General features: G+C 65.1%; 12 protein-coding genes and 1 pseudogene. 5 read left to right on the top strand and 8 right to left on the bottom strand.

The genetic code is table 11. The features are described 5' to 3' along the window. Nucleotides 1–292: 292 nt before the first annotated feature. The 3 genes from dapF (at nucleotide 293) to H8B02_RS40275 (ending at nucleotide 3,115) form a co-directional block, all read left to right on the top strand. Nucleotides 293–1,180 carry a diaminopimelate epimerase gene (gene dapF, locus H8B02_RS40285; protein WP_229171252.1) on the top strand — a complete coding sequence of 296 codons (888 nt, stop codon included), beginning with the start codon at nucleotides 293–295 and terminating at the stop codon, nucleotides 1,178–1,180. 30 nt (nucleotides 1,181–1,210) lie between these two features. Continuing rightward, nucleotides 1,211–2,482 carry a tRNA (N(6)-L-threonylcarbamoyladenosine(37)-C(2))-methylthiotransferase MtaB gene (gene mtaB / locus H8B02_RS40280; RefSeq protein ID WP_229171251.1) on the top strand — a complete coding sequence of 424 codons (1,272 nt, stop codon included), beginning with the start codon at nucleotides 1,211–1,213 and terminating at the stop codon, nucleotides 2,480–2,482. Nucleotides 2,483–2,569: 87 nt separating this feature from the next. After that, entirely contained in the window at nucleotides 2,570–3,115 is a 546-nt protein-coding gene (locus H8B02_RS40275; RefSeq protein ID WP_229171250.1) for a GNAT family N-acetyltransferase, read from the top strand. A 438-nt stretch (nucleotides 3,116–3,553) separates the two neighbouring features. Here H8B02_RS40275 and H8B02_RS40270 read toward each other — a convergent pair whose 3' ends face one another. Together H8B02_RS40270 and H8B02_RS40265 are read right to left on the bottom strand one after the other, a co-directional pair. Then, nucleotides 3,554–4,693: a DUF2336 domain-containing protein gene (locus H8B02_RS40270; protein WP_229171249.1), complete on the bottom strand. Its 1,140-nt coding sequence runs from the start codon at nucleotides 4,691–4,693 to the stop codon at nucleotides 3,554–3,556. A 191-nt stretch (nucleotides 4,694–4,884) separates the two neighbouring features. Further along, the gene (locus tag H8B02_RS40265) at nucleotides 4,885–5,586 is read right to left on the bottom strand and encodes an RluA family pseudouridine synthase (RefSeq protein WP_229171248.1); all 702 of its coding nucleotides are present in this window, start codon (nucleotides 5,584–5,586) and stop codon (nucleotides 4,885–4,887) included. 49 nt (nucleotides 5,587–5,635) lie between these two features. Here H8B02_RS40265 and ftsY point away from each other — a divergent pair, with 49 nt between their 5' ends. Further along, complete coding sequence (gene ftsY / locus H8B02_RS40260) at nucleotides 5,636–6,580, top strand: signal recognition particle-docking protein FtsY (protein WP_229171247.1); 945 nt, start codon at nucleotides 5,636–5,638, stop codon at nucleotides 6,578–6,580. Between the two features lie 158 nt (nucleotides 6,581–6,738). Next, the gene (locus H8B02_RS40255) at nucleotides 6,739–7,338 is read left to right on the top strand and encodes a septation protein A (protein ID WP_173639649.1); all 600 of its coding nucleotides are present in this window, start codon (nucleotides 6,739–6,741) and stop codon (nucleotides 7,336–7,338) included. A 67-nt stretch (nucleotides 7,339–7,405) separates the two neighbouring features. On the opposite strand, the gene H8B02_RS40250 is transcribed toward H8B02_RS40255, so the two are convergent. The 6 genes and pseudogenes from H8B02_RS40250 to H8B02_RS40225 form a co-directional block, all read right to left on the bottom strand. Beyond that, the gene (locus H8B02_RS40250) at nucleotides 7,406–7,780 is read right to left on the bottom strand and encodes a ComEA family DNA-binding protein (RefSeq protein ID WP_229171246.1); all 375 of its coding nucleotides are present in this window, start codon (nucleotides 7,778–7,780) and stop codon (nucleotides 7,406–7,408) included. A 174-nt stretch (nucleotides 7,781–7,954) separates the two neighbouring features. Beyond that, a complete protein-coding gene (locus tag H8B02_RS40245; RefSeq protein ID WP_229171245.1) occupies nucleotides 7,955–8,548 on the bottom strand; it encodes a DsbE family thiol:disulfide interchange protein in 594 nt (197 codons plus the stop codon). After that, nucleotides 8,545–8,724 carry a heme exporter protein CcmD gene (gene ccmD / locus H8B02_RS40240; RefSeq protein WP_229171244.1) on the bottom strand — a complete coding sequence of 60 codons (180 nt, stop codon included), beginning with the start codon at nucleotides 8,722–8,724 and terminating at the stop codon, nucleotides 8,545–8,547. The genes H8B02_RS40245 and ccmD overlap by 4 nt, the downstream gene beginning before the upstream one ends. Before the next feature lie 4 nt (nucleotides 8,725–8,728). Then, complete coding sequence (locus tag H8B02_RS40235; protein ID WP_229171243.1) at nucleotides 8,729–9,520, bottom strand: heme ABC transporter permease; 792 nt, start codon at nucleotides 9,518–9,520, stop codon at nucleotides 8,729–8,731. Nucleotides 9,521–9,610: 90 nt separating this feature from the next. Continuing rightward, on the bottom strand, nucleotides 9,611–10,279 hold the full coding sequence (gene ccmB / locus H8B02_RS40230; protein WP_021078801.1) for a heme exporter protein CcmB: 669 nt from the start codon (nucleotides 10,277–10,279) through the stop codon (nucleotides 9,611–9,613). After that, nucleotides 10,276–10,490 (bottom strand): annotated as a pseudogene (locus H8B02_RS40225) (heme ABC exporter ATP-binding protein CcmA); the annotation flags it as partial. The gene ccmB and the pseudogene H8B02_RS40225, both read right to left, overlap by 4 nt.

The raw sequence follows: 10,490 nt of genomic DNA, 5'->3' as shown, positions 1-10,490 counted from the left end.
CGGGCGAGGCTGACGGCGACTGGGCAGGCGCCGGGCTTGCCAGGGTGATCGCGGCCAAAGGGAGCAGCGCGACCAAGGCCGCGCGGAGCGTGTTGATACGGTTCATTCGGTATTTCTCCATCCCCTTCCTCAAACGGCCGCTCGATCTGTCCCGGCGCGCGCGGTCCCTGAGGTGCGATATTCCTAACACGCGAGTTCTGCATTCGTCCCATGACAGATGTGTCATAGGGCCATACGGACTGGCCAATCAGCCACCACTCGCCATATAACCGGGCGGAATTTAGGAAAATCGATGAGCGCGCTCGCCAATCACGCATTCGCCAAGATGAACGGCATCGGCAACGAGATCGTCGTCGTCGACCTGCGCGATTCCGAGGCACCAGGTCGGGCGCAGGTGTCGGCGGCGGAGGCGCGCGCCGTGGCATCGCCGGCCGGCGGCGTGCCCTATGACCAACTGATGGTGCTGCAGCCACCGCGGCTCGATGGCACGGAAGCGTTCATCTCGATCTACAACAATGACGGCTCGGAGGCCGGGGCTTGCGGCAACGGCATGCGCTGCGTGGTGCGGCGGATCTTCGAGAAGACCGGTCAGACATCCGCGACGTTCCAGACCCGCGCCGGCTTGCTCAATTGCTGGCAGGGGCCGGCGCCCGATCTCTATACCGTCGACATGGGCGCGCCGAAGTTTGGCTGGCAGGACATTCCGCTGGCTGAGGAATTTCGCGACACCCGCTACATCGAGCTGCAGGTCGGGCCGATCGACAATCCGGTGCTGCATTCGCCCTCGGCGGTCTCGATGGGCAATCCGCACGCGGTCTTCTGGGTTGACGACGTCAATGCCTACGACCTCGAACGTTTCGGGCCGCTCCTGGAAAACCATCCGATCTTCCCGGAGCGCGCCAACATCACGCTCGCCCATATCGTCGATCGCGACCACATCACGATCCGCACCTGGGAGCGCGGCGCCGGCCTCACCAGGGCGTGCGGCTCGGCGGCCTGCGCGACCGCGGTTGCGGCGGCGCGGCTGAAGCGCGCCAACCGGATTGTCGAGATCACGTTGCCCGGCGGCAAGCTCGGCATCGAGTGGCGCGAGCGCGACGACCACGTGCTGATGACCGGCACCGCCGATTTCGAATATGAGGGCCGCTTCGATCCGGCGCTGTTCGCCAGCGTCGCTTAGCCGGGCATGAAGGCGGTCTTGGGATCGGTTATGAGCGTCGATGTCGTCACCTTTGGCTGCCGCCTCAACGCATTCGAATCCGAGGTGATCAGGCGCGAGGCGGAGCAGGCGGGGCTCACTGAGACCATCGTCATCAACAGCTGCGCCGTCACCAACGAGGCGGTGGCGCAGGCCCGGCAGTCGATCCGCAAGTTGAAGCGCGAACGCCCGGCCGCGCGCATCGTGGTCACCGGTTGCGCGGCGCAGACGCAAGCCGATATGTTCGCAGAGATGGCCGAGGTCGATCGCGTCGTCGGCAATGACGAGAAGATGCGCAGCGACGCCTGGCAGGCGACGCGCGTCGCTTTCGATGTCGGTGCAAGCGAAAAGGTCGCGGTTGCCGACATCATGGCGGTGACGGAGATGGCGCCGCATCTGCTCGACGGCTTCGAGCGCGGCCTGCCGCGGGTGTTCGTGCAGGTGCAGAACGGCTGCGATCATCGCTGCACCTTCTGCATCATCCCCTATGGCCGCGGCAACTCGCGCTCCGTGCCGATGGGCGCGGTGGTCGATCAGGTCCGCACATTGGTCGAGCGCGGCCACGCCGAGATCGTGCTGACCGGCGTCGATCTCACGAGCTATGGCGCCGACCTGCCGGGCGCGCCGAAGCTCGGCCAGCTGACCCGGCAGATCCTGCGTCATGTGCCCGAGCTGAAGCGGCTGCGCATCTCGTCGATCGATTCGATAGAGGCCGATCGCGATCTGCTCGATGTCATTGCCGACGATCCGCGGCTAATGCCGCATCTGCATCTGTCGCTGCAATCCGGCGACGACATGATCCTGAAGCGGATGAAGCGCCGGCATTCACGCCGGGACGCGATCGATTTCTGCGCGCAGGTGCGCCGGCTGCGGCCCGACATCGCGCTCGGCGCCGACATCATCGCGGGCTTCCCGACCGAAACTGAAGAGATGTTCGCGCGCTCGCTCGATCTGGTCGCGGAATGCGATCTCACTTTCTTGCACGTGTTTCCCTATTCGAAGCGTCCGGGCACGCCGGCCGCACGGATGCCGCAGGTCGCAGGCGGCACGATCAGGGAGCGCGCCAAGCGATTGCGCACGGCCGGCGAAGCCGCGCTGCTGCTGCGGCTTGCTGCGGAAGTCGGCGCGACACGCGAGGTGCTGATCGAGAGCGACAAGCAGGGCCGCACCGAACACTTTCTGCCTGTCGCGATCGATGACGATGAGCCGGGCATGGTCCGGCGGCTTGTCGTGACGGGCCATGACGGTGCGCGTCTCGTTGGGGTGCGCGGCGAGGCTAGTTAGGGTGGCGTATTCACAAGGTCGCACAATGGAGACCGCCAGCGTATGATCGGCCACTGAGTGGCCATCGCACAGCTCAGGGGAAGTCGGATGCAGCTATCGACGCCGCGGCTCATCCTCCGATCATGGATGGAGTCGGACAGGCTGCCCTTTGCAGAGATGTCTCAAGACGCTCAAGTCATGGAATATCTTCGTCCGCTTCCAACGCGGGATGCATCCGACGCGTGGATCGACTTTCAAATCAGCCATCAATCCTCTCACGGCTTCTGCCTTTGGGCCGTTGAATCGAAGGAGTCTGGGGTATTCATGGGCGCTGTCGGGCTATTGCGCATCGGCTTCGTCGCCCCCTTCACACCAGCTATCGAAGTCGGTTGGCGGCTAGCAAGGCAGTTCTGGGGGCAGGGGTTTGCGGTTGAGGCGGCGCGAGTATCTCTTCAATTCGGCTTCGAAGAGATTCGTCTCAAAGAGATCGTGGCGCATGCAAGCACCCGCAACGTGCGATCCAGACGCGTGATGGCGAAGCTTGGGATGTCTCACGATAGCGCAGAGGACTTTGACCACCCTCGCATGCCGGAAAACGACGCGTTGCGGCGGCAAGCTCTCTATCGGTTGACACAGGAGGTGTGGCTGTCTTGACGTGGTCCTACCCCCGAGCTCTCTACCCATTGCTCGGGGCCCATGGGTGCGATCGGCACCCGGCTTTCCCTGCCCCTCTGAAGACGAGAGGGCGGAACGAGATGCAAAGCTCGGGCGAAACGCGCCGCGAGAACGAGGCTGTATGAATCGTCACCGCGTCAACAATCTCGATGTCGTCCGTGCGGAAGCAGGGATCCATAACCACGAATGGTTGTTGATGGTCGGTACCGGAACGACGAGTCCCGTTCACAATACCCGCCGCGGAGTATGGGTCCTGCTTTCGCAGGGACGACGCCGGGAGAAGCCGCAGTCTCTGGGTTCAAGCACCGACGTCTCTAAAATACTGGATCACCCGCATGCGCATGCGCGGGTGATGACACCGAACCAGCTGTTGACAGGTTGAAATCGAAATCAGTCGCGTCATTGCGCATGATGCACTTAGTGCGCGCGGCCGCCGGGCTTTGGCGGCCGTGATGCGCGAATCTGCCAGAACCGCAGCAGGCGATCGGCGTCGCCGCGGGTCATCTTGGTGAACTGGCTCTTCGCATGAGCGAGCTCAACGGCGCCCATGGAGCCGGTCGTATAGCGGCATTCCATCACCGCGGCGGTGGTCTCCCAGCTCAGGCCTGCCGCCCGGCACGGCACCAAAAGGCCTTCACTGCGCAGGCTTTGCATCAGGGAGCGGATCACCTCGATGTTCGACTGCGCGAGATCCGCCAGCGCAACAACAGTCTCTTCATATCTTCGCTGCTTGGCGAAGCCGAGCAGGGCGGCCTCGTCGAGCTCGCCGCTATCCCTGAGCTTCGCGACGTGGCGCTTGGCTGCGGTGAAATCGCGGACCTGCGACATGTCGCGCTCGACGCCGGCGGCGACCGCGGCGATCGCGTGGCGGATTTCCTCGTATAGATACGGCGGGGCGCGTTCCAGCAAACGGCCGCGAACCTCTTCCGTTGCCCGGCGCAGCAGCTGAAGACGGAGCTCCGCCGGCAGGTCCGCGCGGATGCCGGTCTCGACTGCGAGGGGCGGATCGTGCTCGGCCTGCGCCAGGATGACGGCAAATCCGCCCAGAGATACTTTGGCGCCGGGATTGGTGACCAGGCGGTGGCTCACGCTCGCAAAGCGACGAGCCAGAAGCGCATCGGTGACGACGTCCTTCAGCCACCAGCGGCCGGCGACGGCGAGCAGGTGCTGCTCGCTCTTGGTCTGCGCGATCTCGACCAGGTCCTCCGCACTGAGGCGCGAGGATTCCTGCAGCATCGGCCGCGCGATCCGGATCTCGTCGTTGCTGGCGAGGCGGCGAACGATCGCGGGCGGCGCCTGCGCGACCGGGGCGAGCTGCTCGCTGATCTCGGCAAGCGCCATCCGGGCGCTGATCTCGGCAAGCGCGCGCAGCTCGATGGTCTTGACCAGCCGCTCGAGCACATTGTCGAACAGTTCGATCTGCTCGCTGTTGAAGCTGCCGGCGGAGTGGAGAAACAGGTCAGTGACGCGCTTCGCCGTCGCTATGCATTTTTCGGCGGAGCCGGCGCGTATCGCAGCCTCGACCTCGTCGACAATTGCCTGCCCGGCAGTCAGCATTGCTCGTCCTGAGCCCGTCCCGATTGCTTGTTCTAAGCCAGCTTGCAGCTTTATCGGGCGGACCTGAACGTTTCGTAAGGATAATGATCAGTAGAATCCCGGAGGAAGCTCTACATTTTGACGCGCTTTCGTTACGCGAACCGGTATCCATCCCGGATCAAGTCCGGGACAGGCTTTCGCTGGAAAACGGTCTATTCGCCGTTCCAGCCGCAGGCCTTGAGCCGCTCCTGCATGTGCGCCGGCGCAGGTGCTACGACATGCACCGGGTCCTTGTTGCGGGAAATCGGGATGCCGATTTCGCGGGAATGCAGATGCAGCGTCGGCTCGCCGAAGCGCGGGCCGTTGCCGTAGATATTGTCGCCGACGATCGGCCAGCCCATCGCCGCCGAATGCACCCGGAGCTGATGGGTGCGGCCGGTGACCGGCTCCATCGCGAGCCAGGTGAGGCCATCGCCGCGTCCCAGCACCTTCCAGTTGGTGATCGCCTTCTGCCCGTCCGGGTCCGGCTTCTGCCACCAGCCGCGCTCGGCGTTGAGGCGGCCGAGCGGCATGTCGATGGTGCCTTGATCTTCGGCAGGGCCGCCCTCGACCACGGTCCAATAGGTCTTTGCGATCTTGCTGTGCTTGAACAACAGCCCGAGCGAGGCGGTCGCCTTGCGATGGCGTCCCAGGACGAGGCAGCCGGAGGTGTCCTTGTCCAGCCGATGCGCCAGCACCGGCGGCCGGGGCAGGCCGAACCGCAACGCGTCGAACGAGGCCTCCAGATTGGGGCCGCCCTTGGGGCCGCGATGCACCGGCAGGCCCGCCGGCTTGTCGATGACCAGCATCAGCCCGTCGCGGTGGAGCACGCGGCCTAAGATTTCTTCCGCGGTCAATTGGGGAACATCGATCAATTCGTCGAGACTTTCGTTTATGGGCCGAAACGGCTAACACGTCCGCGCCATGAACGATACCACTGCAGGAACTCCAAAACAGAGCTGGTGGCAGCGGCTAAAAGGCGGCCTCAAGCGCACCTCGGGCGCGCTCGGCACGGCCGTCGCCGATCTCGTCACCAAGCGCAAGCTCGACCGAGCCATGCTCGATGATATCGAGGATGTGCTGCTGCGCGCCGACCTCGGTACCGAGGTCTCGGTGCGGATCGCGGAGGCGGTCGGCAAGGGCCGCTACGACAAGGCGATCTCGGCCGACGAGGTCAAGGACGTCGTTGCGACCGAGGTCGAGAAGGTGCTGGCACCGGTGGCCAAGCCGCTCGAGATCGATGCGACGTTGAAGCCGTTCGTGATCCTGGTCGTCGGCGTCAACGGCTCCGGCAAGACCACGACGATCGGCAAGCTGGCCGCGAAATTCTCCGCCGAGGGCCGCAAGGTCATGCTGGCCGCCGGCGACACCTTCCGCGCCGCGGCGATCGAGCAGCTCAAGGTCTGGGGCGAGCGCACCAAATCTCCGGTCATCGCCGGAGCCCAGGGCTCGGATTCGGCAAGCCTCGCCTTCAACGCGCTGACCGCGGCAAAGCAGCAGGCGCGCGACGTGCTGCTGATCGACACCGCCGGCCGGCTGCAGAACAAGTCCGAGCTGATGAACGAGCTCGAAAAGGTCGTGCGCGTCATCAAGAAGGTCGATGCGTCGGCGCCGCATGCGGTGCTGCTCGTGCTCGACGCCACGGTGGGACAAAATGCGCTGTCGCAGGTCGAGGCATTTCATCGTACGGCAGGCGTCACCGGCCTCGTGATGACCAAGCTTGACGGCACGGCGCGCGGCGGCATCCTTGTCGCGCTGTCGGAAAAGCACAAGCTGCCGGTGCATTTCATCGGCGTCGGCGAAGGCGTCGAGGACCTCGCGCCCTTCACGGCGAAGGATTTTGCCAAGGCGATTGCCGGGATCGAGTAATTCATCCTTCGAGACGCGCGCTAGTGCGCGCTCCTCCAGCAACAACGGCAAAGCCGTTGTGCAGGGATGACGGTGGGATACGAAAGGTCGTCATCCTGAGGCGGCGCGGAGCGCCGTCTCGAAGGATGGCCAAGACACGAGTTCAATGGACTGAATTGATGGACAAGACCCAGCCACATCCGCTGTTCAAGCTTGCGACCGAGCTCGGGCCGCTGCTCGTGTTCTTCATCGCGAACGCCAAATACCATCTGTTCTTCGCGACCGGCGCGTTCATGGTCGCGATCGTCGCTGCGATGATCGCCTCCTACGTGGTGACCAGGCACGTGCCGATCATGGCGCTGGTGACCGGCGCGGTCGTGCTGGTGTTCGGCACCCTGACCCTGGTGTTGCACGACGAGACCTTCATCAAGGTCAAGCCGACCATCATCTACGGCCTGTTCGCCGCCGTGCTCGGCGGCGGGCTGCTGTTCGGCCGCTCCTTCATCGCCGTCATGTTCGACCAGATGTTCAATCTGACGCCGCAGGGCTGGCGCATCCTGACCATGCGCTGGGCGCTGTTCTTCGCCGGCATGGCCATCCTCAACGAGATCGTCTGGCGGACGCAGACCACGGATTTCTGGGTGAACTTCAAGGTGTTCGGCGTGACGCCGCTGACCATGGTTTTCGCCATCGCGCAGATGCCGCTGACCAAGCGCTATCATCTGGAGCCGGTCTCGCTGGAGACCAGCGAGGCGGACGCCGGCGACCTGCGAAAGTAAATCCGAACGCAGCGCGGGTGATTGTGCCGCGCTGCGTCCGACGCTTCGGAGATCAACTGTTCAGAGCTCAGCTCTTCTGCTTGGCGACGATCTTGTCCTTGATCTTGTCGTAGGTCGCCTGCGGCAGGATGTTCTTCTGCACCAGTTCATCCTTGCCCTTGTAGGGGCGGCCCTTGATGATCGCGGCCGAATAGGCCTTGCCGACACCAGGCAGCGCGTCGAGCTGGTCGGAGCTGGCGCTGTTGATGTCGAGCAGGTCGTCCTTCGCCATCCCCGTCGTCTTCAGATCAGGGGCCACCGCTTTCGGCGCTGGCGCCATGTGGCTCTCGGATTTGGCGGCGGGCGCGGCCGGCTGCGGCGACTGGGCCATCGACGGCGTGGCCGTCATCAGGCCGAGCGTGAGTGCGGTAGCAAGAAGTGAAGCGAGCGTGGTCTTGCGCATATGTCCTCTCCGAGGAATGAGTGAAGTCACACCATGGAGTTAGGGTTGCGTTCGTGGCGTCGCCGTGGCCGTGAAATGAACCGCAGATAAACCCGTCGAAGTATTATGCCGCAGGTGTTTTCTCGCGTCGTTCATGCCCGATTCATGTTCGCGAGTCGCGGCGTGCCGATGCGGTTACGGTCTCGCGCGCAGCGCCTTCTCGATCTCGGCCTTGAGCACGGTGTTGACGTTGTCCGGCGTCACCGGGCCGACCAGCTTGTAGACGATCGTGCCTTCGCGTCCGACCAGGAAGGTCTCGGGCACGCCATAGACGCCCCACTCGATGGAGGCGCGGCCGTTGCCGTCGACGCCGACGATGCCGAACGGATTGCCGTAGCGGCCGAGGAAGCGCCGTGCGTTCTCCGGCGAGTCCTTGTAGTTGATGCCGATGATCTGGAAGCGCTTGTCCCTGCCGAGCTCGGTCAGCAGCGGCGCCTCGTCGTGGCAGGGCACGCACCACGACGCCCAGACGTTGACGATGCTGACCTTGCCCTTGAACGCGGCGGGATCGAGACCGGGGACAGGCGCGCCGTCCTTCACGAGGCCGTCGAGCGCGGGCAGGGCGGTCGGCGGCGCCGGCCGGCCGATCAGTGCCGACGGAATTTTCGAGGGATCGCCGCCATAGAGCCGCAGCAGGAACAGCCCGGCAAGTCCGAGGAAAACGAGCAGCGGCAGCACCACCAGCAGGCGGCGGGCTTGCGGCGGGCTGTTGGTCGCCTGCTCACTCATCTTATATCCGCCGCGCTGCGGCCGGAGCGGCGCGTGATGCCGCTGGCCTCGATCTCCTTGAGGCGCGCCTGTTGCCGGCGATAGTCGGCGATGATCCAGACGATCAAGAGCAGCACGACGGCTGCGACCAGCGCATAGGACGTCACGATGAAAGAGGCGTAGGGACCAAGCGACATCGTGTCACGCCGCCCCAATTGGTTTTGACGCGTTTTCTTCACGCGAACCGGTGCCCACTTCGCTCGAAAACGCGATGCGGTTGGCTTGCATCATCTGCAGGCTGCGCACGCGCCGGCGCAGGATCTCGTTGCGCATCGCCGCCAGGTGCAAGGTGATGAAGAGCAGCGAAAACGCGATCGCCATCACCAGCAGCGGCCACAGGAAGGCCTTGTCGAGCGTCGATCCGCCCACGCGGAGCACCGAGGCCGGCTGATGCAGCGTGTTCCACCAATCGACCGAGAACTTGATGATCGGGATGTTGATCGCGCCGACCAGGGTCAGGACCGCCGCCGCCCGCGCCGCGCGCGAAGGGTCCTCCACCGCGCGCCACAGCGCCATCAGGCCGAGATACATCAGGAACAGGATCAAGACCGAGGTCAGCCGCGCGTCCCACTCCCAATAGGTGCCCCACATCGGCCGGCCCCACAGCGAGCCGGTGACCAGCGCAAGGAAGGTGAAGGCGGCGCCGATCGGCGCTGCGGCTTTCGCGGCGACGTCGGCGAGCGGATGCCGCCACACCAGGGTGCCGAGCGCGGCCACGCTCATGACGCCCCAGACGAACATCGACAGCCATGCATTCGGCACGTGGATGAACATGATCTTGACCGTGGCGCCCTGCTGGTAGTCGTCGGGCGCCATGGCCGACTGGTAGAGCCCGATCGCGAGCAGGACCGCGGTCACGCCCGCGAGCCACGGCAGGATGCGCGCGGTCAGCGCCAGAAACTTGGTCGGATTGGCGAGGTCGGTCAGCGTCATGGCACCCTGATAATCGCCCAATGTGTCGCAAGCAATTGGCCGAACCGCTCTCGGCGAGATTTGATGAGGGCTGGGTTGATCTTGCCCATCTCAGTCGAGCCCGTGCCGCAGGCTCGCGGCGGCGGCAAACGGCCCGATCACGAGGCTGGCAAGCGACAGCGCGCAGAGGATCGAGAACGGTGTTCCAAAGGGCAGCGGGCCCGAGATCGCCGCCTGCGAGGCCGCGACACCGAAGATCAGCACCGGGATCGACAGCGGCAGCACCAGCACGGCGAGCAGCAGCCCGCCGCGATGCAGCGTCACCGCCAGGGCCGCGCCGATCATGCCTGTGAAGGTCAGCGCCGGAGTTCCCGCCAGCAGGGTTGCCGCGACCGCGAGCGTTGCCGTGCCGTCGAGATTGAGCAGCAGGCCGAGCACCGGCGTCGCGATGATCAGCGGCAGTCCCGCGGCGATCCAATGCGCCAGCGCCTTGGCCGCGCAGGCGAGTTCCAGCGGCGTCCGGCTCATCACGATCAGGTCGAGCGAGCCGTCCTCGTGATCGGCCGTGAACAGCCGGTCGAGGGTGAGCAGGCTCGCCAGCAGCGCGCCGAGCCAGAGGATGGCGGGGCCGAGCCGCGACAGCAGCGCCAGATCGGGCCCGACCGCGAACGGCATCAGCACGGTGACGGTGAGGAAGAACAGCACGCCGATCAGCGCCCCGCCGCCGACGCGCAGCGCGATGCGGATGTCGCGGCGGATCAATGCGGCCAGCGCGCTCATGCCGCGCCTCCCATCCGCAAATCGCGCGCATCGATGCCGAGCGGCAGGTGGGTCGCGGCGACGATCAGGCCGCCGCTTGCGAGATGGTCGCGCATCAGCCCGACGAACAGCGCCTGTCCGGCCGTATCGAGCGCCGATGTCGGCTCGTCCAGCAGCCAGACCGGCCGCCGCACCGAGAGCAGGCGCGCGATCGACAGGCGGCGGCGCTGGC

Source organism: Bradyrhizobium altum, assembly GCF_020889705.1.
GTDB lineage: Bacteria > Pseudomonadota > Alphaproteobacteria > Rhizobiales > Xanthobacteraceae > Bradyrhizobium > Bradyrhizobium altum.
Note: the sequence above shows the minus strand (reverse complement) of the source record. Positions and strands in the feature narration are given on the sequence as shown.

Coding starts and splice junctions, on each gene's coding strand:
- dapF (WP_229171252.1), top strand. CDS start 293: ATGAGCGCGCTCGCCAATCACGCATTCGCCAAGATGAACGGCATCGGC.
- mtaB (WP_229171251.1), top strand. CDS start 1,211: ATGAGCGTCGATGTCGTCACCTTTGGCTGCCGCCTCAACGCATTCGAA.
- H8B02_RS40275 (WP_229171250.1), top strand. CDS start 2,570: ATGCAGCTATCGACGCCGCGGCTCATCCTCCGATCATGGATGGAGTCG.
- H8B02_RS40270 (WP_229171249.1), bottom strand. CDS start 4,693: ATGCTGACTGCCGGGCAGGCAATTGTCGACGAGGTCGAGGCTGCGATA.
- ftsY (WP_229171247.1), top strand. CDS start 5,636: ATGAACGATACCACTGCAGGAACTCCAAAACAGAGCTGGTGGCAGCGG.
- H8B02_RS40255 (WP_173639649.1), top strand. CDS start 6,739: ATGGACAAGACCCAGCCACATCCGCTGTTCAAGCTTGCGACCGAGCTC.
- H8B02_RS40250 (WP_229171246.1), bottom strand. CDS start 7,780: ATGCGCAAGACCACGCTCGCTTCACTTCTTGCTACCGCACTCACGCTC.
- H8B02_RS40245 (WP_229171245.1), bottom strand. CDS start 8,548: ATGAGTGAGCAGGCGACCAACAGCCCGCCGCAAGCCCGCCGCCTGCTG.
- ccmD (WP_229171244.1), bottom strand. CDS start 8,724: ATGTCGCTTGGTCCCTACGCCTCTTTCATCGTGACGTCCTATGCGCTG.
- H8B02_RS40235 (WP_229171243.1), bottom strand. CDS start 9,520: ATGACGCTGACCGACCTCGCCAATCCGACCAAGTTTCTGGCGCTGACC.
- ccmB (WP_021078801.1), bottom strand. CDS start 10,279: ATGAGCGCGCTGGCCGCATTGATCCGCCGCGACATCCGCATCGCGCTG.